The following is a 25391-nucleotide window of genomic DNA, read 5'->3' as shown; positions in this document are numbered from 1 at the left end:
TGCGCAGGGCATCATATCGACCTCATCGCCAAGCTTCAGTGCGCTGCCGGTAACACCACAAAACGGCCGCTGAATTCTGCGACCAGTTGATCGGCAGCAAACAGCTGCACCTGTACCTGTTGTCGCGCTTTTTTCCCCTGCCGCAGCCTGGTCAGATCGCCCTGACAATGCAACAGATTGACGCGGGCATTAGGCACCGTCAACAAAGGTGCCAGATAACGGATATTGGCGTCGGCCAGCACTATATCACCGCTCAAATCCAGCGCTTTTAACTGCAGATACAGCATGCCCCAGCCGGTCAGGGTCGCCAGACTGTAAATGCTGCCGGCGAACATCGACTGATGCAGGTTTTTATTCGGCGCCAAAGGAGCCTGACAACATAGCGTCTTGCCATCAAAACTTTGCACCGCTAACTGCATAAAAGCAGATAGCGGAATGGTCTGGTGCCAGGTTTGTTGTAACTGATTGATCCAGTGTTGGCGGATATCCGTTGTTGCGCCAAGACAGAGCGTTTTCCACATTTGCAAATGTGGAATACCAAACAACGGCGGCTGAACGGCACCATCGCGGTAACCTTGTTTATGATAAAAACCGATCGCACTGTCACGCGCATTCAGCAGCAGTTGCTGCACACCTTGTTGTTGTGCCCACAGCTCCAGACCGGCCAGCACTTGTTGACCCAGTCCCTGCCCCTGTGCCGTTGGTGCCACCGCCATATAACGTACTTGCGCGGTAGCGGCATCTAACAACTGACAACGACCCACCGCCAGTACTGTCCCCTCTGCCGTTTCCAGCATCAGATGAAAAGCTTGGTCTTCTTGCTGATCACGTTCTGAACCGGGCGGTTGTTGCCAGGGCGCGCGCAGCACTTGATAACGTAACTCAAAGTATTTTTGCCATTGTGCCGGCGTTTGTGGCGAGACTAACCATGTTTTCATCTATGCTTCCCTTAACAACTTAGTCCGTACTGTCAGGTGCAAAGCCACTGCCCTGACAGCTGGCATCTGCCAACAGGCATACCTGATGACGTTTTTTACCGCAGAACCTGCACAACAACTGCTGCACTGGCAGCAAGAAGGTCCGCTGCATCTCGCGGTGACCTGCGATCAGCAGCATCGCTACTTATGGATTAATCAGCAGTGTCAGAGCCAACTGCTGTACAGTGATCCGGCACAGGTCTGTTATCCGCATCTGCAAGCCATACTGGCGCAACTGCCTGCGCAACTTCATACCGTGCTCCAACTTGGCCTTGGCGGCGGCGAATTCAACCGGGCGCTTTGCCGGGGCTGGCCGGACGTATCGCTGCTAACCGTCGAAAGTAGCGCCGCAGTGATTGCACTTTACCAACAATATTTTCAACTTTCAGACTCGCGGGAACACTGCTGTTGCCAGGATGCCTACAATTTTTTGCAGCAGGCGGCATCAGGCGACTTCGAGCTGATATTTGTCGACCTCTACCCGACGCCAGCAGATCTCGCCGACTGGTTAGTCTTGTTACAGCCTTTACTGACTGTCGACGGACAATTATGGCTAAACCTGACGGACCCAAGCTTATTACCGGCAGTGGCAGCACAAAGCGCTCAATTACAACAGCAATGGCCACATCAGTTCAGCAGCCAGTCATTTGCCGGTTATCAGAATCAGCTCTGCCGTCTGCAATCGAGCAGTTGAGCTCAGGACGCCGTTTTACTTTGCAACCAGAACGTGACCGGACCGTCATTGACCAGACTCACCTGCATATCCGCACCAAAGCGGCCGGTCGCTACCGTCATCCCCTGCGCACGGCAATAGTCGACAAAGGCGAGATATAATGGCTCTGCTTGCGCTGGCAATGCTGCCGGCGTAAAACTGGGTCTTAAACCGGACTGGGTATCAGCAGCCAGTGTAAACTGCGACACTACCAACAAAGCACCGCCAGCTTGTTGCACATTCAGATTCATTTTGCCGTTTTCATCATTAAACAGCCGATATTTCAAAACTTTATCTGCCAGCTTTTGCATCGAAGCAGAGTTGTCCAAGGCTTCAACCCCCAACAAAACCAACAGACCAGTACCGATGGCCCCGACCTGCTGCGCATCCACCTCAACAGCGGCGCGCCGCACCCGTTGTAATAAAGCAATCATCAGCGGGCCTCCAGCCGATCAGCCAACAGACTGGCTGCATCAAACAAAGCGCGGGCAATCCCCGCTTCACTGGCAGAATGACCGGCGTCCGGCACAATTTTTAGCACTGCCCCAGGCCAGGGCTGTGCCAGGGACCAGGCATTCTCCAGCTTACAGACAGCGTCATAACGGCCATGCACGATATAACAAGGCAAATGCTGAACTTGCGGCAATTGCTGTAGCAGTTGATTGGGACCAAGAAAGCAGTGGTGCAGGAAATAATGGTTTTCAATTCTGGCAAGGGGTAAGGCAGATTCCGGCTCGATAGCCCCAAGTCGCATCGCCGGATTGGGCAATAGACTCGCCACCCGCGCTTCCCATAAGCTCCAGGCTTGCGCGGCTTTCAGTTGCACTGAGGGATCTGAATGTTGCAACAATTGTTGATAAGCGACCAGAATATCCAGCCCCGGCAGCGCCGCCACCGGCGCCAGAAAATCGGCATAATAATCCGGAAATAACTGACTGGCACCGCCGCCTGGCCGGTATAACCAGTCTATATCTTCTGGCCGCCCCAGAAAAATACCGCGTAAAATCAGGCCAAGACAATGCTGTGGATACTGTTCGGCGTACGAAAGCGCCAGCGTGCTGCCCCAGGAGCCACCGGCCAGCACCCATTGGTCGATGCCAAGATGCTGGCGAATGGCTTCGATATCGGCCAGCAAATCGGTCGTGGTATTGTGCGCCAGGCAGGCAAAAGGCGTCGACTGACCACAACCACGCTGATCAAATAAAATAATCCGGTAGCGCTCGACATCAAATAAGGTGCGTTGAAACGGTGAACTACCGCCACCCGGTCCACCATGACACATCAGCACCGGAATGCCAGCCGGATGACCACTTTGTTCTAAGTAAATGCGCTGGCCATCAGGTCGGTTTAAAAACTCGCTGTGATAACAATCAACGGGTTCAGCTTGATACATGTTCAGACTCCGGCTTAGTACTGCTCTGGGCGATCGTGGCCATCGTTTGCTGCCGCTGATGCTGTAACTCTTGCAACAGCGCAGTCAATTCTGCCCCTAACAACACCACCAACCAGGATAAATACACCCAGACAAATAAGATCGGCACCAGCGCCAGCGCGCCATAAATGGCTTGATAAGAAGGAAAATGATGAATATACAAGGCAAAAGCCTTTTTCAGCATTTCAAATAACACACTACTGAACAAGGCCCCCCACAACGCATGGCTATATCTGACTTTGGTATTGGGTACCAACTGATACAGCATAAAAAAGCCCAATAATGACACTGCATAAGGCGCCAACCTTAACAATAGGCTGGACAAACCCGGGGTATAATTGTCCGCCAGATGAGTCAGCGAAGCCAGATAAGATGTCAGCGCAATCGAGGCACCCAGCATGATAGGGCCCAGTGTCAGGATCATCCAGTAGATAGATAAAGAGATCATCAGGCGTGGTCTTTTATGCACCCGCCAGATTTTATTCAGGGTTTTATCAATATTGTGGATCAGCATCAGCGCCACCACCACCAGAAATAACACACCCACTGTAGTCATCCGGCCAATATTTTCAACAAAACCATTGATATAGATTTGAATTTCTTCCCCACGCGACGGCACAATATTGGCATACACAAAGTGTTCAATGTCCAGTCTCAGACCTGAAAACATCGGAAAAGCATTGAGTACCGAAAACGCCACCGCCACCAGCGGTACCAGCGATAACAGTGAAATATAGGCCAGATAACCGCCAATCATACCGATTTGATCATGCTGACAACGTTGTAAATAAAGTTTTGCTTGCTGTATCAGCAGACAGCTGCGCTGACGCCAGCGACTGAAAGTGTGCACAGTGATGTTGTCCTTTCACAAGTTGCGGCAACGCTGTAACCACAGCGACAGCGTCACCGCCAGATTGGCTTACTGCAAACTGACCGTTTTAGTGGCCAGCAAGGCTTCGCTGCTGATTTCTTTCAGTTCATCGCCAATTTGATCGATAAATAACACTTTCATCCCAAGCCGATCGGCGACGGCTTTACCGTCTTGGCTACCCAGGCACAAAAACGCCGTCGACCAGGCATCGCCTAAGGTTGGATTGTCAATCAGCACAGTGGTTGCCACCGTCTGATGTTTCACTGGCGCCCCACTGCGGGCATCCAGCACATGACTGTAACGCTGACCATTGGCATCAAAATAATGCCGGTAAGTGCCGGATGAAATAACAGCCAGTGCTTCAGATTGATGAATGGTAATAACTTTTTGTAGTTTCTGTTCGCCGGGCAGTGGTTTCTCTATCGCCACCCGCCAGGCCTGTTGTTCTGGTTTTTTGCCTTTGGCGATCAATTCACCACCGACTTCAACCAGATAATTCTGCACACCAGCCTGCTCCAGGATTTTAGCCAGTTGACCCACAGTCCAGCCCTGCGCAATCGAAGACACATCGACCCTAAGTTGTGGCACCTGCTTCGCCAGCATGGTCGGCCCGGCCTGATGAATTTTATCCATCCCGACAATTTTCTGCGTGGCGGCTAATTCTTCTGCTGTCGGCAAATGAAATTTATCCGCTTTAAAACCCCAGAGATCAAACAGCGGCTTGACGGTCACATCATAACAACCCTGGCTTTGGGAGGAGACAAAACGGGCTTGTTCAAGCATTTGCACTAACTCAGTACCCACTTCGACTGGCGCTGTGCTTTGCTGCGCATTAAATTGCTCCAGCACTGAGTCTGGCCGATAGTTCGACATCGCCAGATCAATTCTGTTGAGCTCTGCTTCAATTTGCTGTTGTAACACGCTGTGGTCAACAGGCTTTTCGCTCCAGTAACTAATGTTATAGCTGGAACCTTGCGCTGGTCCGGACATCTTTTGCAGCGGATCGGCCGGTGAACAGGCAGCTAAAGAGACAGCACAGAATACCGGTGTTGCCAGGCCTGCCAACCGCAGAAATAAAGCATTCATTTTCTTAACCCTGTAACAAGAACAGGTTGCAGTGTACAAAATGCCGCTGGCAATTACCAGCGTGGGCGACCAGCGTGGGCGACCAGCGTGGGCGACCGGCGTGGGCGACTGGCCAGGTCTGGCGTGCTATCAGATCAGAGCTGAATATGGCTCATGATCACCTGATACCTTTTGATCTGATCATGCGGTAAGCGGCCATCAATAATCACATCAACACAATGTTGCGCCAGATCGCGTAAATCCTGATTTAACTGCTCACGAACGCTAATCGCCTGTAACAAATTCAGCGCGATATTGACATTGCCCGGCATACTCTCCAAAGCGCGGCGGAAATATTCGATCGCCATAAAACTGGCATTTTGCTGCGTCAGTTGCTGGCGTCGTTGCTGCTGTTTTTGCTGCTCATAATGCATCAGCAGATTAACCGCACTGCTGTAAAGGCTGTCATCCTGCGCCACTGTGCTCAAACAAGCCAGATAATGGTCACACATCGCCAGATTGCCTGCTTCAATATAAGCACGCGAGCGATCTAACATGCCAGCCGCCGAAATCAGCCTGTCCAGCGACATTTTTTCACTTTTATCCAGGCACTCCAGCGCTTTGGTGTTTTTGCCCTGCAATAACAAGATGCGGGCATCCAGCACCAGCCGATCATGCTCAAAACTGGCCGGATGGAAGCGCTTTTTGATGGTAGTGACAAAGGTATCAATCCGGCTCAGCGTCTCACTGCGCTCTTTTTGTGCCTGCTCTTTCGCCAGTTCCAGCAAGGCCCTGGCATAATTGAGCATATTATCGGCGGTGTCATACATTGAATAACGGGCTGTGGTTAATAACCGCTGATGCACAGCGACCGCCACTTCAGGTTGATTTTGCACCACGGCCAGATTGGCCAGCACATGCTGCCGCAAATAATTGCGCGGTGAGTTTTTCACCACAGCTTCAATGGCCGTGAAGGCTTCGGCTGGCCTGTTTTGGCTGATATAAAGCCGGGTCAGCCAGTCCAGTGCTTCAATTTTAGTGTCTGGCATTGTCGCCAGTTCCTGTAACAGTGCTTCCGCCTCTTCGCGCCGGCCCTGATAACCATAAGTCACCGCCAGACCAAGTCTGGCCCAGCCAAAATCCCGCACCGTCAGTGCCCAACGGTATAAATGTTCAGCTTCATCGAAGCGTTCCAATCGGGTCAACAACTCAGCTTTTAGGCGGGAGGCATGCATGGCGTACTGACTGCGGTTGGCTACCACGTCATCACAAGCGACAACGGCTTCTTCAAACTGACCCCGACTAATCGCCAGATAAGTTTGTTGCAAGGCTTGCCGAATATGGTAAGCCCGTGCAATCCGTCGCTCCAGCTCAGCATAACTAAAAGGTTTTAACAGATAATCGGCTGGCTGATGTTCAATCATGCCATACACCGACTGACGTTGCCGCTCGGCGCTGACCACCAGGAAACAACATTCTGCCTTGAGTAACCTTTCGCTGCGCAGCACTTCAAACAGCTGATAACCATCCCGGCCGTGACCCAGCTTAAAATCGCATAAAATAAAATCAAACGACATCCGGCGGCAGATACTGAGCGCAACATCGGCATCCCGTGCCAACACCACTTCTTCAAAGCCGATCAGCAATAGCATGCTTTTCAGATAACTGCGGATCTGATCAGAATCATCGACCACTAATACGGTCTTGATTTTATAAAACGCGCGCCGCGTTGTCATGCTGCTACCTGCTCCTGTGAACTGCGCATCAGTGCAAAGTACACTTAAAATTCAACGGGTTAACTATAAAAAATATCATTGGGCCTGAGAAGACACAGCAACTTAAGCTGTATAGCGACCAGAATGCAGCAAAACATTAACAGAATTAGTGATTTTTTTCAGCTGAAAAATGGCAGGCAAGCATCGGGATAGGCGGATAGTAAAAAGGCCAGCAATAGCTGGCCTCAATCAAAACAACAACATTAACCGCGGCTGGCGCGTTTACGGTCGTTTTCTGTTAAATGACGTTTGCGGATCCGGATGGACAGTGGCGTCACTTCAACCAGTTCGTCATCATCGATAAACTCCAGTGCCTGTTCCAGCGTGTAGCGGATTGGCGGCACTAAGTTAATAGCTTCATCAGTACCAGAAGCACGGACGTTAGTCAGTTGCTTACCTTTCAGGCAGTTAACTGTTAAGTCATTGCTACGGCTGTGAATACCGATGATCTGACCTTCATACACTTCGTCAGCATGACCGATAAACATCCGGCCACGTTCTTGCAGCGAGAAAATCGCGTAACCAGCGGCTTTACCCATAGCGTTAGAAATCAGTACACCGTTCATCCGCAGACCGATTGAACCGCCTTTGAATGGACCGTAATGGTCGAAGCTGTTATACATCAGGCCGGTGCCTGAAGTTAACGTCATAAACTCAGTGCGGAAACCGATCAGACCACGGCTTGGCATTTGGAAATCCATCCGAATGCGGCCTTTACCATCTGGCTGCATATTGGTCATTTCAGCTTTACGCTCGCCCATTTTCTCCATGATAGAGCCCTGGTGCTGCTCTTCCACGTCTATCGTGACGTTCTCAATAGGTTCCATTTTCGCGCCATCAACCACTTTCATGATTACTTCTGGGCGAGAAACGGCCAGTTCAAAACCTTCACGGCGCATGTTTTCAATCAACACGCCTAAGTGTAATTCACCACGGCCCGACACTTTAAACTTGTCACCGTCTTCAGTTTCTTCTACGCGCAAAGCCACGTTGTGTTTCAGCTCGTTGTTTAAACGTTCTAAAATTTGACGAGAAGTCACGAACTTACCTTCTTTACCAGCGAATGGCGAGGTGTTGACCTGGAAGGTCATGGTCACTGTTGGCTCATCGACTTGTAATGGTGGTAATGCTTCAAGGTTGGTAGTGGCACAAATAGTGTCAGAAATTTTCAGTTCGCCTAAACCAGTGAATGCAATGATGTCACCGGCGTTTGCTTCTTGAGTTTCAATCCGCTCAAGGCCTAAGTAGCTGAAAACCTGACCAACTTTACCGTTACGTTTTGAACCATCAGCACCTAATACCGTGACTTGTTGGTTTACTTTTAATGAACCACGTTTGATCCGGCCGATACCGATAATGCCAAGGTAGCTGGAATAATCTAACTGAGAAACCTGGATCTGGGTGTCGCCATCCAGTTCAACTTTTGGTGGCGCCACGTGTTTAACAATAGCGGCAAACAGGTCGTTGATGTCAGTTTTTGGTTCGTTGTAATCAAGCGTTGCCCAACCATTGATGGCTGATGCGTACACAATTGGGAAATCTAACTGCTCGTCAGTGGCACCTAAGTTGTCAAACAGATCGAACACCTGGTCAATAACCCAATCCGGCCGTGCGCCTGGACGGTCGATTTTGTTGACGACAACGATTGGCTTTAAGCCGTGGGCAAAAGCTTTTTGCGTCACAAAACGTGTTTGTGGCATTGGACCTTCAACAGCGTCAACTAACAGTAACACTGAGTCAGCCATTGATAGAACACGTTCAACTTCACCACCGAAATCGGCGTGACCTGGAGTGTCCAGAATGTTGATGTGATAACCGTTCCAGCGTACTGAAGTGTTTTTCGCCAGGATGGTAATACCGCGCTCAGACTCCTGAGCATTTGAATCCATCATCCGCTCTTGTAACTTAGCACGGGCATCGAAGGTGCCAGACTGCTGCAGGAGTTTGTCAACAAGTGTAGTTTTACCGTGGTCAACGTGCGCAATGATGGCGATATTGCGCAACTTGCTGAGATCATAAGACATTTATGTGGTGCTCGCTTTGTGAAGTGTTAATGTGTACCCGCATGTATCAAATCACAGCAAGTACCCGAAAAATTCGTGCGCGCATTTTACCCTCTTTGTGAGGCTGAGGGAAATTTATCTGCTTGTAGTCATTTTCTGCACTTATTGAGATTACAAATTTCTGAATATTTTCAATGCTCTTACTTAGCTTATTTCGCTGCGCTTCCTACCCATGACAAGCACAAACCAACTGTCGGTGTCTGTAACCATGCCCACACTTTCTCTGGCTGATTTGACAAACTTAGGCTTTAACACTTTTCAGTTTCACCACAGACATCAGCCGCTGAAAAAGTTAGCAGAGGTGCGCAAAATTAGCCAAAAACTTGCTATGGTTAGCGCGGTATCCGATTTGGTGCAAGCAGTGACATTGATGCACCAAATTGGCGCGCCACCGAACCAAAGTGGTGCATAATCAAAATGAAAGGTAAGCGTCATCTTAAATACTCTATTAAAAATCAACTAGTTATAGTATTGGCACAAAACTGGCTTGCATAGCGCAACTTGTCGGTCTAACCGAAAACCTGAAAAACAGCCTGATTTACAACCCGAATAATCCGGAGGATTGCATGTCTGCATCGAACGTTCTGAGTTTTATCAAAGAAAACGACGTGAAGTTTGTTGATTTACGTTTTACTGATACCAAGGGTAAAGAGCAGCATGTGACTATTCCTGTCAGCTCAGTCGACGAAGATTTTTTCGACAACGGTAAAATGTTTGACGGCTCTTCCATTGCTGGCTGGAAAGGCATCAATGACTCTGACATGATCCTGATGCCAGATGCATCCACCATGAAGTTGGACCCTTTCTTCGAAGAAACCACCATCAACATTTCCTGTGACGTGATCGAACCAAGCACCATGCAAGGTTATGACCGTTGCCCGCGTTCTATCGCCAAACGGGCAGAAGAGTACTTAAAATCAACCGGTATCGCTGACACTGTGTTGTTTGGACCAGAACCAGAATGGTTTATGTTTGATGACGTCCGTTTCAAAACCGATATGTCAGGTTCTTTCTACAAAGTTGACTCAACTGAAGCGGCCTGGAACTCAGACAAAGGTTATGAAGAAGGCAATAAAGCGCACCGTCCAGGTGTGAAAGGCGGTTATTTCCCGGTACCACCTGTGGATCAACACCACGACATCCGTAGTGCTATGTGCATGGTGCTGGAAGAATTAGGTCAAGTGGTTGAAGCACATCACCACGAAGTTGCGACTGCTGGTCAAAACGAAATCGCAACTCGCTTCAATACCTTAACCAAAAAAGCTGACGAAACTCAGTTACTGAAATATGTGGTGCACAACGTGGCGCACATGTATGGCAAAACAGTGACCTTCATGCCAAAACCAATCGTTGGTGACAACGGTTCAGGTATGCACTGCCACCAGTCTTTAGCCAAAGACGGCGTTAACTTGTTTGCCGGTGATAAATATGCTGGTTTGTCTGAACTGGCCCTGTATTACATTGGCGGTATCATCAAGCACGCCAAAGCCATCAATGCGTTCACGAACCCGTCAACCAACTCTTACAAGCGTTTAGTACCACACTATGAAGCGCCGGTGATGCTGGCTTACTCGGCCCGTAACCGCTCTGCATCTGTGCGTATTCCACTGGTGCCAAGTGCCAAAGCACGTCGGATTGAAGTGCGTTTCCCAGATCCAGCAGCTAACCCGTACCTGTGTTTCGTAGCACAGCTGATGGCTGGTTTAGATGGGATCCAGAATAAGATCCATCCGGGCGAAGCCATGGATAAAGATCTGTACGATCTGCCACCAGAAGAAGAAGCACTGATCCCTCAGGTTTGTGGTTCTTTAGACGAAGCGCTGGACAATCTGGACCAGTCACGCGCTATCTTCACCAAAGGCGGCGTGATGTCAGATGCAATGATCGACGCTTATATCGCACTGAAACGCGCTGAAGCCAAACGCGTTTCTATGGCTGTGCACCCACTGGAATATGAACTGTACTACAGCGTTTAATAACAGCAGCGGAATTTCCCTGCAAGTTTGACTCTAAGCCCGCAATTGCGGGCTTTTTATACTGGTCAAATCTGAAGAAGCACGATAAAGTTAATAAAACATTGCGAAACTCATTGAGCAGCTTAAGGCACCCATGAATCAGACCTGCATTTTGTTGTTGTTGCTTAGCACGTTGGCGCAGGCTGAACAGAAAAAGGTATTTGTCACTGTCGATAAAAACAACAATTTGGTGTTTTCCGACAGCCCTACCCCAGGCTCTACCGAGCTGAATATTAAAGACAGCAACAATCTGATGTTGCCAGTCACACCGCAGCAAGTGCAAGTGAAGAAACCGAAAGTTCCGGTGTATGAAGTGGCGATTGCCAAACCGGCGGAGCAAGAAACCCTGCGGGAAAATAACGGCACTGTCTACGTCTCAGGTCAAATCAAACCGATGTTTTCCCAAGGCTTACGGGTCCGGCTTTATCTGGATGAAAAACAAGTGGCCGGCCCGACCGGCAACGCCAATTTTATCCTGCACAACATTGACCGTGGCGAACATCAGCTACGGCTTGAACTGCTGAACCAAAGCGGCAAGATTATTGCAACCAGTCCTGTGACCACCTTCTATTTGCACAAAGCTTCGATTATTTCACCAAAATAGTGCGTTTGAGCTGTTTTCACGGCCTGCCCCAGCTACACTGGCGGTCATGACGCACTAAAATGGTGCAGAGGGACTTTCAGTGACACAGACAGCCATGTTACCGCTGGCCGGTATTGATTATGCCAATCACCTGACCACTGCCATTATGGTGCTGGATGCACAATTGCAGGTGCAATCTTTTAATACCGCATGCTGTGCTTTACTCAGCATCGGGGAAAAACGGCTACAGCAACAATATTTCCCGGCGCTGTTTCAGTTCAGCGATCTACATGCCAGCCATCTGGTCAGCACCCTGCATAATAAACAGGGCTTTGGCATCAGTGACGTGCATTGTGTGATGCCGGACGGCCGCCATCTGTTGGTCGATATCACTGCCAGTTGTCTGGAAACCGAACCGGCCAGTTTATTGATTGAAATTCGTCAGGTTGATCAACAACGCAAAATCAGCATGGAAAGCCTGCAACAACATCAGCATTTGGCTGCCCGTGAGCTGATCCGTGGATTGGCGCATGAAATTAAAAATCCACTCGGTGGCTTACGTGGTGCGGCCCAGTTACTGGAAGAATCACTGAACGAAGAACAAAAAGAATATACCCAGCTGATTATTGCTCAAGCCGACCGCTTACGGAATCTGGTGGACCGTTTGCTTGGGCCTTATAAACCGCCACAACGACAAAGCGCTAATCTGCATCAGATTATTGAACGGGTCAGCCAACTGGCGCAAATGGACAATCCGGCGGCAGTGCAGTTTATCCGCGATTATGATCCCAGCATTCCGGACTTTTTACTCGATCCTGAACTGATTGAACAGTCGTTGCTAAATATTGTCCGCAATGCGCAGCAAGTATTGCCGCAAGGTGGCCAGATCGTGTTACAAAGCCGGATTTTACATCAGCACACTATCCATGGCCGCCGGCATCGGTTGGTGGCAACCATTAAAGTCATCGATAACGGCCCGGGTATTCCAGCCGAGATTAAAGATACCTTGTTTTATCCAATGGTCAGCGGCAAGCCTGGTGGCACCGGCCTTGGCTTATCGATAGCTCAGACGCTGATCCACCAGCATGACGGCTGGATTGATTGCGAAAGCTGGCCTGGTCACACTGAATTTACCATTTATCTGCCGATCCACGCCCACAACACAGGAGCTGCTTAATGCATCAAAATGTCTGGATTATTGATGATGACAACTCGATCCGCTGGGTACTGGAAAAAGCCTTAGCCCGCGCCGGTATTGTCTGTGAAAGTTATGCCTCAGCAGATTTGATGCTGCAACGGCTGGAATTCGAACAACCAGCCGTGGTGGTGTCCGATATCCGGATGCCGGGCACCGATGGCATGGCGCTGCTGAGCAAATTACAACAGCTGGCGCCGGAATTACCGGTGATTATTATGACGGCCCATTCCGATCTGGACAGCGCCGTCAACGCCTTTAAACGCGGCGCTTTTGAGTATCTGCCCAAGCCCTTTGATATCAATGAAGCTGTGGCGCTGATTAGCCGGGCGCTGGATCATGCCAAAGCGAAAAAACCCAAAGCACAGCCAGCGGCCCCAACAGCACTGACCGAGATTATCGGTGAAGCGCCAGCCATGCAGGAAGTGTTTCGGGCTATTGGCCGCTTGTCTCGCTCCAGTATCAGCGTCTTGATCAATGGTCAGAGTGGCACCGGTAAAGAGCTGGTAGCACATGCACTGCACAAACACAGTCCGCGCTCAGAACAGCCTTTTATCGCGCTGAATATGGCGGCTATTCCGAAAGATCTGATTGAATCTGAACTCTTTGGTCATGAAAAAGGCGCCTTTACCGGGGCCGCCAATTTGCGCAAAGGCCGCTTCGAACAAGCCGATGGCGGTACTTTGTTTTTGGATGAAATTGGCGATATGCCGCTTGATGTACAAACCCGCTTGCTCAGAGTGCTGGCCGACGGCCAGTTTTACCGGGTCGGCGGTCATCAGGAAGTCAATGTAGATGTGCGGATCATCGCCGCCACCCATCAGAATCTGGAGCAGTTGGTGGCCGAAGGCAAATTCCGTGAGGACTTATTCCATCGGCTCAATGTCATCCGCATCCATATTCCGGCGCTGAAAGATCGGAAACAGGATATTCCCAAATTAGCGCAGCATTTTTTACAACAAGCCGCCAAAGAGCTGAATGTCGAAGTGAAAAGTCTGGCCGCAGAAACCGAAAAATATCTGGCGCAATTAGACTGGCCCGGCAATGTACGGCAACTGGAAAATACCTGTCGCTGGCTGACCGTGATGGCCAGCGGTAAGCAGGTGCTACTGGCAGACCTACCGCCAGAACTGACCGCAGCACCGAAAGTATTCAGCCCAACCGGCGCAGATCCGCACCATAGCTGGCAAGAAGCACTGGCCAGTTGGGTGCAGCAAAAACTCAGCGCCGGCGAAGAAGATATTCTGGCCCAGGCTGGCCCTGAATTTGAGCGGATCGTGCTAAAACAAGCATTACAGTTTACCCATGGCCATAAGCAAGACGCCGCCAGACGGCTCGGCTGGGGACGCAATACCCTGACGCGGAAGCTGAAAGAATTGGATATGGAGTAGGTTTGGGGTTGCCGCTGTCACGGCTGGGGTTGGTTGCCGTGACAGCAGTTGGCGTTTCGTAGGTCTGACTCGACCCGGAGCGCAGCGTTGGGGCAGTCAGACATTGATGCCGTGAACACGACTGGTTTTATTCGCTTGCAACTGGCTTTTTAAAAGCTTTCGCCAAAGCCTTGTGGAGTTTCGTAGGTCTGACTCGACCCGGAGCGCAGCTTTGGGGCAGTCAGACATTGATGCCGTGAACACGACTGGTTTTATTCGCTTGCAGCTGGCTGTTTTAAAAGCCTTCGCTAAAGCCTTGTGGAGTTTCGTAGGTCTGACTCGACCCAGAGCGCAGCTTTGGGGCAGTCAGACATGGATGCCGTGAACATGACTGGTGTTATTCGCTTGCAGCTGGCTTTTTAAAAGCCTTCGCTAAAGCCTTGTGGAGTTTCGTAGGTCTGACTCGACCCGGAGCGCAGCTTTGGGGCAGTCAGACATGGATGCCGTGAACATGACTGGTTTTATTCCCTTGCTGCTGGCTTTTTTCAAAGCTTTCGCTAAAGCCTTGTGAAGTTTGGTAGGTCTGACTCGACCCAGAGCGCAGCTTTGGGGCAGTCAGACATGGATGCCGTGAACATGACTGGTGTTATTCACTTGCAGCTGGCTGTTTGAAAAGCTTTCGCCGTTGGCGAGTTACTTATTTTGCTTCGCCAAAATAAGTAACCAACAAAAGGCGACCCCGGATCGTTCGAAAGCCCGCAATAAAATCAATGGTTTGAGGCAACGCCGCAACTCGCGTGCTGCTAACGTCAGCCCGCTCAAACACTCGGCGTTTTAAAACCTCAAACCACTGATTTTAAAGCGGCTCACTAAAACGGGGCCAAAAGCGTTGGGATTTGAAGGTTGGTTTATGCCAAAAGCTGATATTCGACATTAACAAATACAAAACCCAAAAATCGCCTAAAAACAAACCCTGAGTTATTTTTGCGCGTCTTGCGGGCGCAACCCCTTCTTTCTCGTTCCCTGAACCACAACTAATGTTTATATCTTGTTGAAGTCAGACAAAAAGCGGATAGTTTAAATCACCAGTTGTCATGAAAAACGGCAGCAACTTGCGGGTTCTTAGCCGTTGAAAAAATACTGTTAGGGCTACAGGGAGAATATTGTGTCTTGGAATCCTGAGAAGTTCCAGAATGAGATCGGAAAATTGTTGGTAGCATTCAATTCTGAATTTTTATCCGATGCAGCCCAGTATCTTAGCGATCCAAAAGGCGAACGAAAGAAATCATTGCAAGTACTGAGTAGTCTTGACGTAGCTCTAGTTCAAAAAAGGCTGGATGGTATAATTTCACAAATTGAATTGGAATTACGTAGTCAATGCCGACAATGCTTGACAGAAAATAATTATTTTGAAGAAGACATAATTATCATATCAAACAATTATTTTTATACAGGGCGTGTCCGTTCAAAAGTAATTGGCGAAGTTAATTCTACAATATCTCAGTTGAATAACCTTGTAAGTCTAGCTCGGGCTCATCTCGAAGTGCTAAATAGAAACTCAGGTCTAGGTGGTTTCCTGAAAGGATTATTTACTGGATATACAAACCCAATAGATGGCGTAGCACATGCTTTCGGAAAAGGATCCATGCAAATGGAGGTCGGTTTCAGTACTCAAGGGTTTAATGAAGCCGCCTTACTTGTGGGCCAAAACATAGATGCTGTCTCCAACTCTGTAAAGGTTATCGTGCTTGAAGCTTGGAATAGCTTTGGTGCATATTTGGAAGAAAATGCTAAGTGTTGCTGAAGCCCTAACAAGTAGCTCAAGCATCGCGCACGTTGTGCGCTGGACAGTTTTTAAGTCGCAGTTTTGTGATTTCGTTGCGCAAAAGTAATCCACAAAACCGCAACTTAAAAACTGCCGCTTAGCTCGACGTTAAGTATCTATGGAAATATCTGATGAAACCTGATTATAAGTCCTACAGTCTCGAAGAACTTCATGAAGTGAATGAACGCATAGACAAGGATAAATATCCCGAAAGATATCAAGAACTGTTGCATGAAATCGCTTTGCGTGAAGCTGCAGTGCCGACATCGGAATTTATAAAAATGAACAAAAAAGCAGCAGCAAAGAAAAAATTATCAGCTCAGCAATATTCTTCATGGCAGCAGTTGCATGCATTTACTATGGAAAAATTCCGCTAAAGCATAACCGTGAATTATCGATGGACAATCAGCCATTTCTGTTTTGGTTTACTTTGCTAGTCTTAGTCGGTTTAGCTGTATATCCGTTGCTAACCTTAGAGGCAAAGCATATAAAAAGCGGGCACGGCTAATTAGCCCCCTGCTCAGCCTGGCCCATTGAGGGTTATCTACGCAGGCTCAGGTTTGTAAGCAAGCTCGAGGTTTGGGTGTTGTCTTCTGTCTTTGGTTTAGTTTGATTTTTGCCTTAAAAAACCAATTTATCTAATATTTTCAATAATTTAAAGAAGTTCCAGAAGTAAGACTTTACCATTTTATTCATCATCTACGCCCAAAAATTTATCGTTTTAGAAATTAATTTTAAACACTGCATTTGCAATATCGCGCTCACACTGTATAGACTGTTCGCTGGGGCCTCCCCTTCGTTGTGACTGTTTGTTTTATTACCATCAGAGTGGCACTTAGATGTCGGATAGTGATGGTGAGTCCACGTGATTGAATATGAATTGCCCATGCAAGGCATGGGCTGCGACGGGAAATTTTGATAGTTAAACGAAAATGAATCGAAGAAATAAATTTAGAGCCTTTGTCATTGCAACAAATCTTGGCTATTGGTTTTCGGCCTTGCTTTATGCTTATTTATATAACGGACAGTTTGATGCCGCTTTTGAGGTCTTACCAAAGGATGTAGATCTTGATAGCTTTTTTTCTAACTCTGTAGTCTCGGTATTGGCTCTCGTAGCCTTAATTGGGGTCTGGCTAATACCTGTTTTAGGTCTTCTGCTGTTTAAAAATTGGGGCAGAATACTTACAGTGTTTAGTTTTGTAGGGGGTTTGCTTTTTATTGCGCTGTTGGGACCAACAATTGAGTTCGGCTGGGAATCAGCACTCAACGAATTATTAACAGCATGCTATGGAATAATTTTAGCCGTGATGTACTTGCAACCAATTTCAGCAGAATTTAACCAATCGCAGCACAAAGCAGATGCAGCTAATTAGCCCCCCTGCTCAGCCTGGCCGATTGAGGGTGATGCGCCACCGCCTTTTTCTAGCAATGGATTGATTGATGCAAAAATTATCACTGGTGTTGGGTTTTGTGCTGTCTACAATTGGCAGTATTGTGCATGCAAACAATGTATCTGAAGCTCAGCTCCTCAATAACACAAGCAGCCCGAGCCAGGCCCATTGCACACACTGGTCTACGTCCCTGCTGCTTGCTGCAACGGACCCCGCGCTACCTGACTACTTACAAAACCAGCCGCACTGCCTGCAAAAAATACACGCCTGGAGCGGCAAAGCGACGATGTCGCATCGGGATTTTGATCAGATGTTTGCCCGCTTTGACGAGGTTTTTTTATCTTTGCCAACTATCAGTGACAAAGTGGCGTTTACACTTGGCTTTATTGACGAAGTATCCAAAGTTCACCCGGTGAGCCTAAGACCCAGGCACAATGATCTTCCTGACAGTTTGCTTTTCGTCGAAAAAACGCATACCTCAGCAAATGTTTACCGCCTGCTAGACCTGACAACTATAAAGCCCAACCCGTATCGCCTGACAGAAGCTGAGTTCAGGCAGTTTGCCAGCACAGCTGTCAGGTCAAGCCGTATGACAGAAAAAATACTTCATGTCATCCATGGCAAAGACTAGCATCAGGGCTTGGTACTGCTTAATTTTGCCGATGTTCGATCTGATCCGTTGCAGATTATTCACCAAGCTGTCTTTTCCGCATTTCAAACAAGGATGTTGCAATGAGAAAATGGTTATTTTGTTTAGCCTTCACGGCCGGTTGGACGGGTATTGTTTCTGCAAACACGCCCCCAGTAACAACACAGGCAACAACTTCTCTTGAGTTATTCAGCACAGCACCCAACCTGCAAAGCAGCAGTAATTGTTTCAGGGGCCCTTTTCAGAGTTACCAAGGCTATCTTGCATTTCGCCTAAAGATGGCAAAAAACCGGCCGAATGTTTCCGAAGCCGCACTCAGAGCTCAATTGCCGCAGAGAGTATATGAACGTTTCCTGCAAAAGCTGGATTGTAAGGAGTTTGTGTATAAAGTCGGCGACGTACCTGTCCGTGGTTTTATGATTAAACCTAAAAAAATCAACGGTAAAGCACCTGTGGTGATTTATAACAGAGGCGGCAATGCAGACTTTGGCCAACTGGTGTTTGGTTTTGTGATGCATGAGCTGATGCCAATAGCCGACCAAGGTTTTATTATTCTGGCCAGCAATTACCGAGGCCAACATAACTGGGGCGAAGCATTGGTGGAGCATGCTGGATTTGACGAGTTTGGTGGCGCTGAACTGGCAGATGTCAAAGCCCTGATGCCTATTGCTAAGGGCATGAAACAGGCAGACACTGACAAAATTGCAATGTGGGGTCACAGCAGAGGCGGCATGATGACGTATTTGCTGGCTAAAACTATGCCTGAGTTAAAAACCATCGTTATCGCAGCTGGGCCAACAGATTTAGCCAAAGAGCTGGACATTCGCCCTGCGATGGAAAGGGTGTATCAGGCACGGATCCCAAATTACAGCAGCAATAAAGAGGCGGCGCTGACAGAGCGCTCTGTGGCGCACTGGCCAGAGCAACTGCCTGCAGCATTACCAATTTTGATCCAACACGGTGCTCAGGATAAGCAGGTGTCGGTTGAAAATGCCGAACAATTAGCATTGAAACTGAAGGAATTAAAACACCCCCATCAATTACTGATTTACCCTGGCGCTGATCACAGCTTTAACCCTGTGCGGCTTAAAGCCCGGCAGGATATGGTTAATTGGTTAAAGCAGTATTTAGATTAATCATGTGAACCGACCATATCACCCATTATCTACTAACAAAAAAAACAAGACACTGTCGGATTAACGTAAGCGTCCGGCGATCACAGGTTGATGCTCTAATTTAAGTGCCCACTTATTTTTAGTGGACACTTAGTGTCTTAAATTGCGTCGCCAGATTGTGGTGCTAAGTCGATGTTCCATGGTAGTAGTTCATCGATGCGGTTGATTGGGTGATTGCCGATGCGTTTGAAAACGGCAGTTAGATAGTGATTCGGGTTGATGCCATTGAGTTTGGCAGTACCGAGTATCGAGTAGAGTACAGCCGCACGCTGCCCACCGGCGACAGAGCCTGCAAACAGGTAGTTTTTCCTGCCCAAGGCGATGGGGCGCAATGACCGCTCTGCGCTGTTATTGTCTAATTCAGCATAGCCATTGTCGACATACGCAACCAGCGCATCCCACTGCTTAAGCGCATAGTGAATGGCTTTGGACAACGGCGAGCCTTTTGATAAGGTGCGCAAGGTTGCCTGCAACCAGGTATGGAAGCGCTCCAGAATTGGCTTTGCTTGTGTCGCCCGGATGTGTTGTCGTGCATTCGGTGGTTGGCCGCGTGCTTGCTTTTCAACCACATACAGCGATTGGATTATCTTTATCGCTTCGTCGGCGATAGGTGATGGGCCGGATTGAGTGATTTCATAGAATTTACGCCGCACAGGCGCCCAACAGCCATGTTGTTGGATTTTTTGTTGATATAACTCGTTGTAACCCGCGTAAGCATCGGCCTGCAATGAACCTTGATAGCCTTTTAAATGGGCTGTCGGGTGCAGGCTTTTTCGGTCTTCGCTGTATTGCAGCCAGACTGCTGGTGCTGTGGTATCACCCCAGGTTCGACCATCGCGCACATAGGTCCAGTATCGGCCTGTTTGTGTGCGCCCCTTGCCCGGAGACAGGGTTGGTGCCGTGGTATCATCCGCATAGATATGTTGCGCTGCTTTGACATGACGTCCGATGGCATCTGCAAGTGGTGTGAGTAAAGCGCCAATTTGCCCGACCCAATCGGCTAAGGTCGAGCGTTCAACATCAATGCCCTCGCGCTCCATCCGCTCTGCCTGACGGTACAGCGGTTGATGATCGAGGTACTTATCAACAGCCACTTGCGTGAGCAATGCTGCACTGGCGAGTCCTTTTTTAATCACACGCTCTGGTGCTACACCTTGCACTAAAATGTCGCAATGCTGGCAACTGAATTTAGGCCGAACAATGCGAATGACCCGATATGAAGCCGGGACTACATCCAACATTTCTGAGACGTCATCCCCAATATGAGTCAATTCACCCTGGCAGGCCGGGCATTGGCACGTAGTTTCAACGCGCAGTTCTTCCCGCGGCAGTTGCTCAGGTAAAGCAGCGCGTCGACGTGGTGTTGCTGTGTCTTCGGTGGTTGGCGCACTGAGCTTAGGAAGCGCAGCAGTCTGCATCTCCAGCTCTTCGAGTTGCAGTTCCAACTGATGGATTTGCGTGTTGAGCAGCTCAGAGGAGCGACCAAAACGCGCCCGCTTTAACACCGATAATTGATGGCGTAAGGTGGCAATCACCGACTCTTGCTGAGCAAGTGTTTGCTGCAGCTGTAGGATGATTGCCTGCAACTGTTTCGGATCATTGGGTAAGGAAGATGCCATCGTTTTCATGTCGTGCATCATAGCACAAAAAACAAGCTAACTCATTGATTAATGGCGCTTATGTGGTGTTTTTCGGCGCATTTTTTCGGGCAGGTGGCCGCCAATCTAAGCCTTCGAGCAACAACGCCAACTCGGCCTGAGTTAAGTGTACAGCACCGGTTTTGACGTGTGGCCAGACGAACTGGCCTTGCTCCAAGCGTTTGTAAAACAAACATAATCCCTGGCCATCCCACCAGAGTAATTTAACCCGGTCACTGCGTCGCCCACGAAAGACAAACACATGACCACTGAATGGGTCTTTTTGCAGGACATGCTGCGCCATGGCTGCCAGACCATCAAAGCCTTTGCGCATATCGGTGTAACCCGCACACAGCCAGATGCGCACATCGTGCGATAACATCATCATGACAGTGCCGCCACCAGTTGACGCAGCATGTCTGGCGTTGCATCGTGCAAAACCAATTGGTGACCGTTACGAAACGACACAGTTACAGCGCCTTGATAAACAACCGGAGGTGGTTCAGTGGCTTGGACGCTGATGGGAAGGAACGGGCTTAGTTGCTCAGGAGTTGCTTGCTCATTTTTGGCCCGCCGGACCCACAGTGCTTTGCCAAGCTGAGCTTCCCGCCCCCAGCGAAACAGCTGATTGGTATTCACATCATATTTGCGCGCTAACGCAGAGGCCGACAGTAATCTGGCTTTGGATTCCTGCACAACCTGCCATTTAAACTCGGGCGAAAAGCTCCGACGCACATCGGATGGTTTTAAGGCAGACATTAAAAACTCTCACGGTTGGGAACAGTGACAGCTATGATGCGTGATCAGTCAGTTAATAAAAGATGTGATGGCCGGACGCTTACGGATTAACTTTTCGCTGCAGACTAAATTTTAGTTAAATGAGTCATTAATGATTATATAACGTAAAGTCAGAATCAAACCACAAAACATAAAAAACATCCCGTTGTCTATATCCGACCATTGGTCTCATGCCGTGGTATCTAAAGACTAAATAGGAATCAACGTCTTCAGTTATAAACCTCGGTGTAGGTGCTTTAATGGCATCTTTTGCAATTTTCTCTGTACCTAAACCGTGTCTGTCTGTGCGTTTGATTTCATTCCAAGTTAAGTTCTTTCTACGAAAAATAGCGTCGGCAAACATTGCCTTATTCTCTTGATCAAGTTCAGAAAAACAATATTTTCCTGATTGGAGTTTTTCCAGAGAGAAGATAGGTGGTTTTTGATCATAGTCAGTGGGCTCCACTGACTTAACCAAATTTCCTTGCTGAGGCTTTTGTTTTCGAATTCGGCCCATTAATTGATTCGTGTTTTGAAGTACTCGGCAATGGCTTCTTTAGGTATAACACCTGCATCAGCTTCATGGGCTAACCATGGGGACTCCTCATGAGTCATATTTCGCAGCTTCCATGCAGAGTATTGGCCGAAAACTTCATATACTTCTGCAATAAGTTCAATCTCTTCCTTGGTTAAAGAGTTCGTATCGAAGTTATCAATTGGCGGTATGTGGTTGCTACCATGATGTTTGTACTGATGATATAGTTCAGGAACAACAGGACCATGTGTCCAAGCATGAATTTCTTCATCAAACAATGTCTTCTCAAATATTGCGCTGTAAAAGCCTTGTGCGTAATAAACTAGCTTTTGGAGTTTCAGATTTGAAATGCCGTCACCTTCGTTAGTGCCATCCAAGTAAAGGAAGCACTGAGCGACATCTTGTAAATTTGCCATAAAGTCCTCCCATGTACTTATATAACTTAACAACAGCGCGCAATTTTAGCACTATAAATTGTGTAAATCCATATTCGAGCTGTATAAATAAACAGTTTAATCGCTGATAAACAAAGTCAGCATCGCCGTTCTTGCTTGATACGCTTAAGTATACGGCAGCTTTGATAGTTAACCTCCGCAACTTGCTCAAAGTGAGCTGTTGGCCCCTTCTGCGAGCAGCATTAAAATTAGTGGTTTGAGGTTTTAATCGCGTGGCGACCAGTTGGAGTGTTTGCGGTTGCCGACACTAGTCATGTGACGCCGAGGCACCGAGTTGTACCAGCGCCTCAAACCATTGATTTTATTGTAATCTTTGCAAGGGCTGCGCCCTGCCCTTCAGCGCAGCTAAAGCTGTTTAGCGCAAGCGCTGTCGAGCGATCAGGGGTCTTAACATTAGCCTGCTGCCAGCAAAACCAAACAGTTTTATGGCTTATCAACTGCCAGCCGCTGCAACAACTCCAGCCGTTGTTGCTCTTCGGCTGAAACAGCCACAGGTTCATCGCTGAGGCTGTCCAGCGCTATCGCTTCTACCTCGAATTCAGTCTGGCTGCTGTGACCATAGCGGGTGGGTTCGCCTGGCTGGGGTGACATCCGCTCCAGTACAAAGGTGCTGAGCAGATAAGGCCCGCCGCGGCCGGCCAATGCAGTTTTGTGGGCTCTGAGCAGCAACTGTTGCGGGCCTTTGCCCAAGGCTTGTCGTGCGGTCAGCTGAGCCACAGGTTCATGCTCTGCTGTCAGTAAATTCGCCCGCAAACGATAATGCCCGGCCAGTTTGACCCGCAACTTTACCGGGATCACCAGATCGGCACCTCGGGCTGATGAACGGCCAACGGCAGTAATTTCCGCTACCGGCTGGCTGTATTCAATGCCGGTCTGCAATTGCTGCGCGTCTCCCCGATAATCAAAACTAAACTGCACCGTGACAGGGCCATCCCAGTCTGCTGCAGCCTTTAAACTGGCGCGATACCTGTTCCCCTTTCCTTCTTCGCCATCTTGTGCTTCGACAGCCTGACTGGCGAGCTGGCGACCCGTCAGTTCTGCCACTAAGGTCACCCGCACCGCGCTGAGCTGTACCCCATCAGCGATTAAGCTGACCACCACAGGTTCAGGGTAACTAAAACGATACTGGCTGGCTTCCAGTCGGAAACTGCCGCCACCGGCGGCCGGGATCGACTGGGCGAAGAACTGATTGGGGTTTAACAACTGACTGTCAGCCGCAGTCAGCGGCCTGGAGTAAACCGGAGTGGCTAATTCCGCCGCATAACTTTGTGCCACCAGGGCAAAGCTCGCAGCCACCGGCTCCGGCAGTTGTTCTTTCACCGTGATGGCCGAGCCAGATGGCGGGGCTGTTGATGTTTCAGTCACCGCAGTTGCGGTTGCAACCTGTTGTGGCACCGGACGCACTGGAGCCACGACCACGGACGGCGACGGCCACCACCACCACAGCAGCAGCGCCGCCAACGCCAGTAACATCACCCCCACCCGCCAGTTCATGCTTATCTCTGCTCCGCAGTCCGGTACAATAAATCGGACATACTGAAGCGTTCAGAACCGCTGACCACCCGGTATTGCGATTTAAAAACCCACCAGCCGCGACTTTCATCATAGGTGGTAAACTTCAGCTCGCGACCATCCAGATAGTTTTTCTGCTTGTTGGCAGCGGTCACCAGGCCCTGCCGCTCTGCGTCTATCAGGTTACTATGATGATAATCTCCACTCATCAGCAACGGATAATGATAAGGCATAAACTGACTGACGCCTGTGGTCGAACTGAGTTTGCCGTCAAAAGCGACCGAGGATGAACAACTGTCAAAGGAGGCTGCGGTGGCAGCACCACAACTGGAATGAGGTGACACGACCCCATCGTCGTTACCAGGTAAAAACGGACTGGTCAGGCCATAAAAAGCCGTCGCGGAACCGGCAAAGCGCAACCTGGGTACCCGGCTGTCGGGCACCGCGGCCAGTTGCCGGGCGCTGTTTACCCGTAAATCATTGAGCACGCCAATATTGCCCGCGGTTGGTGTTTCTCCCAGCCATAAACTGATGGCCGCTTTTAACGCCGCATCAATGCCACTGCTGCCAGTAGCCACGTTGGCGGCTAAATCGGCCAGTTCAGAGCCACCGCCAGCACCGGCAAAATCAAAACTTGCCACAATGTTCAGCGGCGTCAGGCCGGCATTTTGCAACCAGAGCGCCTGATTATCGATGATATAACGGGTAATTAAGTCGCCGGTGGAATGACTGACAAAAATACAGCCGGTACGGCAGGTGCCATTACGCGACAGCTGTTGCAGTTTAGGCCAGAGATAATCGGTGGCGATTTTACCGCTGATCCGTTCATGTGAAGGCCAGTCGATCCGCGCATCCGCTTTGGCATTCCAGAAACTTTGCCAGTAAGCCACTCCGGCTTGCTCAACTGCGGCAGCATCCGGTTTGCTCTTCAACTGTGCAGGCTGAAACCCCTGCACCAAAACCACCTGATAGCCAGATACAGCTGCCTGTAGCGGTAAACTGAAAGCGGCTGCGGCCGCCAGACCATACATTAATTTCATCTTCGCGCTCCGTGTGCTGATGGTTGCTGATGTTGGCGGCCGGGTTCGGCCTGCCAGACAGCACACAAGATAAGACAACCATGGCTGAACACAATAGCTGCTGTAACCAGCTTGGTGACAACAACAGACTGCTGTGATCGGCTTTTGTTTAAATATCCGTCTGCGCAACGTCTCCTGTTTGCAGCCAGCCCGGTTAAGTCTGGCATCAGTCCGTTGCAAGTACCATAACCCAGTCTCAGCCTGTGTTTAAAGTAATTACTTTAAAATTTTTTTATATCACTGATTTATCATAATTTTTACCATGCAGAAAAACCGGCCGGCAGCGTTCCGGTCGGTC

At 49.1% G+C, this 25391-nt stretch carries 24 protein-coding genes; 10 read left to right on the top strand and 14 right to left on the bottom strand.

Translation table 11 applies throughout. The features are described 5' to 3' along the window. Window positions 1-35: 35 nt before the first annotated feature. The gene (locus AC53GJ_RS03275) at window positions 36-938 is read right to left on the bottom strand and encodes a bifunctional GNAT family N-acetyltransferase/hotdog fold thioesterase (RefSeq protein WP_496731109.1); all 903 of its coding nucleotides are present in this window, start codon (window positions 936-938) and stop codon (window positions 36-38) included. Between the two features lie 85 nt (window positions 939-1023). On the opposite strand from AC53GJ_RS03275, the gene AC53GJ_RS03270 reads away from it, so the two are divergent. Further along, complete coding sequence (locus tag AC53GJ_RS03270; protein WP_496731108.1) at window positions 1024-1671, top strand: polyamine aminopropyltransferase; 648 nt, start codon at window positions 1024-1026, stop codon at window positions 1669-1671. Between the two features lie 2 nt (window positions 1672-1673). Here the strand turns inward: AC53GJ_RS03270 and dtd are convergent, their stop codons facing one another. From dtd to typA, 6 genes are all read right to left on the bottom strand, one after another. Then, complete coding sequence (gene dtd, locus AC53GJ_RS03265; RefSeq protein WP_496731107.1) at window positions 1674-2123, bottom strand: D-aminoacyl-tRNA deacylase; 450 nt, start codon at window positions 2121-2123, stop codon at window positions 1674-1676. Further along, window positions 2123-3082: a prolyl aminopeptidase gene (gene pip, locus AC53GJ_RS03260; protein WP_496731106.1), complete on the bottom strand. Its 960-nt coding sequence runs from the start codon at window positions 3080-3082 to the stop codon at window positions 2123-2125. The genes dtd and pip overlap by 1 nt, the downstream gene beginning before the upstream one ends. Next, complete coding sequence (locus tag AC53GJ_RS03255; RefSeq protein ID WP_496731105.1) at window positions 3069-3971, bottom strand: virulence factor BrkB family protein; 903 nt, start codon at window positions 3969-3971, stop codon at window positions 3069-3071. Before AC53GJ_RS03255 ends, pip begins: the two co-directional genes overlap by 14 nt. 69 nt (window positions 3972-4040) lie before the next feature. Beyond that, window positions 4041-5078: an FAD:protein FMN transferase gene (locus tag AC53GJ_RS03250; protein ID WP_496731104.1), complete on the bottom strand. Its 1038-nt coding sequence runs from the start codon at window positions 5076-5078 to the stop codon at window positions 4041-4043. Between the two features lie 134 nt (window positions 5079-5212). After that, window positions 5213-6793 (bottom strand): response regulator, encoded by a 1581-nt coding sequence (locus tag AC53GJ_RS03245; protein WP_496731103.1) that lies wholly within the window; start codon window positions 6791-6793, stop codon window positions 5213-5215. 242 nt (window positions 6794-7035) lie between these two features. Then, window positions 7036-8856 (bottom strand): translational GTPase TypA, encoded by a 1821-nt coding sequence (typA, locus tag AC53GJ_RS03240; RefSeq protein ID WP_496731102.1) that lies wholly within the window; start codon window positions 8854-8856, stop codon window positions 7036-7038. 605 nt (window positions 8857-9461) lie between these two features. On the opposite strand from typA, the gene glnA reads away from it, so the two are divergent. The 9 genes from glnA to AC53GJ_RS03195 all read left to right on the top strand — a co-directional run bounded on the left by glnA (window position 9462) and on the right by AC53GJ_RS03195 (window position 19059). After that, entirely contained in the window at window positions 9462-10871 is a 1410-nt protein-coding gene (gene glnA, locus AC53GJ_RS03235) for a glutamate--ammonia ligase (protein ID WP_496731101.1), read from the top strand. A gap of 133 nt (window positions 10872-11004) precedes the next feature. Next, on the top strand, window positions 11005-11514 hold the full coding sequence (locus AC53GJ_RS03230; RefSeq protein WP_496731099.1) for a DUF4124 domain-containing protein: 510 nt from the start codon (window positions 11005-11007) through the stop codon (window positions 11512-11514). A gap of 79 nt (window positions 11515-11593) precedes the next feature. Continuing rightward, window positions 11594-12670 (top strand): nitrogen regulation protein NR(II), encoded by a 1077-nt coding sequence (gene glnL / locus AC53GJ_RS03225; RefSeq protein ID WP_496731098.1) that lies wholly within the window; start codon window positions 11594-11596, stop codon window positions 12668-12670. Next, the gene (glnG, locus tag AC53GJ_RS03220) at window positions 12670-14079 is read left to right on the top strand and encodes a nitrogen regulation protein NR(I) (protein WP_496731097.1); all 1410 of its coding nucleotides are present in this window, start codon (window positions 12670-12672) and stop codon (window positions 14077-14079) included. Before glnL ends, glnG begins: the two co-directional genes overlap by 1 nt. Window positions 14080-15223: 1144 nt before the next feature. Further along, window positions 15224-15862: a hypothetical protein gene (locus AC53GJ_RS03215; protein WP_496731096.1), complete on the top strand. Its 639-nt coding sequence runs from the start codon at window positions 15224-15226 to the stop codon at window positions 15860-15862. Window positions 15863-16014: 152 nt separating this feature from the next. Then, window positions 16015-16260, top strand: coding sequence for a hypothetical protein (locus AC53GJ_RS03210; protein ID WP_496731095.1), 246 nt, complete (start codon window positions 16015-16017; stop codon window positions 16258-16260). 555 nt (window positions 16261-16815) lie between these two features. Next, window positions 16816-17256, top strand: coding sequence for a hypothetical protein (locus AC53GJ_RS03205; RefSeq protein WP_496731094.1), 441 nt, complete (start codon window positions 16816-16818; stop codon window positions 17254-17256). 67 nt (window positions 17257-17323) lie between these two features. Further along, window positions 17324-17905 carry a hypothetical protein gene (locus tag AC53GJ_RS03200; RefSeq protein ID WP_496731093.1) on the top strand — a complete coding sequence of 194 codons (582 nt, stop codon included), beginning with the start codon at window positions 17324-17326 and terminating at the stop codon, window positions 17903-17905. Window positions 17906-18303: 398 nt separating this feature from the next. Beyond that, a complete protein-coding gene (locus AC53GJ_RS03195) occupies window positions 18304-19059 on the top strand; it encodes an alpha/beta hydrolase family protein (protein WP_496731092.1) in 756 nt (251 codons plus the stop codon). Between the two features lie 137 nt (window positions 19060-19196). Here the strand turns inward: AC53GJ_RS03195 and tnpC are convergent, their stop codons facing one another. From tnpC to AC53GJ_RS03160, 7 genes are all read right to left on the bottom strand, one after another. Then, window positions 19197-20726: an IS66 family transposase gene (tnpC, locus tag AC53GJ_RS03190; RefSeq protein ID WP_496731091.1), complete on the bottom strand. Its 1530-nt coding sequence runs from the start codon at window positions 20724-20726 to the stop codon at window positions 19197-19199. A gap of 49 nt (window positions 20727-20775) precedes the next feature. After that, entirely contained in the window at window positions 20776-21123 is a 348-nt protein-coding gene (tnpB, locus tag AC53GJ_RS03185) for an IS66 family insertion sequence element accessory protein TnpB (RefSeq protein ID WP_496729402.1), read from the bottom strand. Next, window positions 21120-21494, bottom strand: coding sequence for a transposase (locus AC53GJ_RS03180; protein WP_496731090.1), 375 nt, complete (start codon window positions 21492-21494; stop codon window positions 21120-21122). The genes tnpB and AC53GJ_RS03180 overlap by 4 nt, the downstream gene beginning before the upstream one ends. A gap of 127 nt (window positions 21495-21621) precedes the next feature. Continuing rightward, entirely contained in the window at window positions 21622-22029 is a 408-nt protein-coding gene (locus tag AC53GJ_RS03175) for a hypothetical protein (protein WP_496731089.1), read from the bottom strand. Next, complete coding sequence (locus AC53GJ_RS03170) at window positions 22029-22463, bottom strand: Panacea domain-containing protein (protein ID WP_496731088.1); 435 nt, start codon at window positions 22461-22463, stop codon at window positions 22029-22031. The genes AC53GJ_RS03175 and AC53GJ_RS03170 overlap by 1 nt, the downstream gene beginning before the upstream one ends. A 462-nt stretch (window positions 22464-22925) precedes the next feature. Next, the gene (locus tag AC53GJ_RS03165) at window positions 22926-23996 is read right to left on the bottom strand and encodes a hypothetical protein (RefSeq protein ID WP_496731087.1); all 1071 of its coding nucleotides are present in this window, start codon (window positions 23994-23996) and stop codon (window positions 22926-22928) included. A gap of 2 nt (window positions 23997-23998) precedes the next feature. Beyond that, complete coding sequence (locus tag AC53GJ_RS03160) at window positions 23999-25054, bottom strand: hypothetical protein (RefSeq protein WP_496731086.1); 1056 nt, start codon at window positions 25052-25054, stop codon at window positions 23999-24001. Window positions 25055-25391: the final 337 nt, after the last annotated feature.

This window comes from Rheinheimera sp. B2H12 (assembly GCF_059620065.1).
The sequence above is the reverse complement of the archived record's forward strand: the minus strand, read 5'-3'. Positions and strand labels throughout refer to the sequence as shown.

Coding starts and splice junctions, on each gene's coding strand:
- AC53GJ_RS03275 (WP_496731109.1), bottom strand. CDS start 938: ATGAAAACATGGTTAGTCTCGCCACAAACGCCGGCACAATGGCAAAAA.
- AC53GJ_RS03175 (WP_496731089.1), bottom strand. CDS start 22,029: ATGGGCCGAATTCGAAAACAAAAGCCTCAGCAAGGAAATTTGGTTAAG.
- glnA (WP_496731101.1), top strand. CDS start 9,462: ATGTCTGCATCGAACGTTCTGAGTTTTATCAAAGAAAACGACGTGAAG.
- glnG (WP_496731097.1), top strand. CDS start 12,670: ATGCATCAAAATGTCTGGATTATTGATGATGACAACTCGATCCGCTGG.
- AC53GJ_RS03160 (WP_496731086.1), bottom strand. CDS start 25,054: ATGAAATTAATGTATGGTCTGGCGGCCGCAGCCGCTTTCAGTTTACCG.
- AC53GJ_RS03270 (WP_496731108.1), top strand. CDS start 1,024: ATGACGTTTTTTACCGCAGAACCTGCACAACAACTGCTGCACTGGCAG.
- AC53GJ_RS03180 (WP_496731090.1), bottom strand. CDS start 21,494: ATGTCTGCCTTAAAACCATCCGATGTGCGTCGGAGCTTTTCGCCCGAG.
- AC53GJ_RS03250 (WP_496731104.1), bottom strand. CDS start 5,078: ATGAATGCTTTATTTCTGCGGTTGGCAGGCCTGGCAACACCGGTATTC.
- AC53GJ_RS03245 (WP_496731103.1), bottom strand. CDS start 6,793: ATGACAACGCGGCGCGCGTTTTATAAAATCAAGACCGTATTAGTGGTC.
- dtd (WP_496731107.1), bottom strand. CDS start 2,123: ATGATTGCTTTATTACAACGGGTGCGGCGCGCCGCTGTTGAGGTGGAT.
- typA (WP_496731102.1), bottom strand. CDS start 8,856: ATGTCTTATGATCTCAGCAAGTTGCGCAATATCGCCATCATTGCGCAC.
- AC53GJ_RS03210 (WP_496731095.1), top strand. CDS start 16,015: ATGAAACCTGATTATAAGTCCTACAGTCTCGAAGAACTTCATGAAGTG.
- tnpC (WP_496731091.1), bottom strand. CDS start 20,726: ATGAAAACGATGGCATCTTCCTTACCCAATGATCCGAAACAGTTGCAG.
- AC53GJ_RS03165 (WP_496731087.1), bottom strand. CDS start 23,996: ATGAACTGGCGGGTGGGGGTGATGTTACTGGCGTTGGCGGCGCTGCTG.
- AC53GJ_RS03200 (WP_496731093.1), top strand. CDS start 17,324: ATGCAAAAATTATCACTGGTGTTGGGTTTTGTGCTGTCTACAATTGGC.
- pip (WP_496731106.1), bottom strand. CDS start 3,082: ATGTATCAAGCTGAACCCGTTGATTGTTATCACAGCGAGTTTTTAAAC.
- AC53GJ_RS03170 (WP_496731088.1), bottom strand. CDS start 22,463: ATGGCAAATTTACAAGATGTCGCTCAGTGCTTCCTTTACTTGGATGGC.
- AC53GJ_RS03205 (WP_496731094.1), top strand. CDS start 16,816: ATGAATCGAAGAAATAAATTTAGAGCCTTTGTCATTGCAACAAATCTT.
- tnpB (WP_496729402.1), bottom strand. CDS start 21,123: ATGATGATGTTATCGCACGATGTGCGCATCTGGCTGTGTGCGGGTTAC.
- AC53GJ_RS03230 (WP_496731099.1), top strand. CDS start 11,005: ATGAATCAGACCTGCATTTTGTTGTTGTTGCTTAGCACGTTGGCGCAG.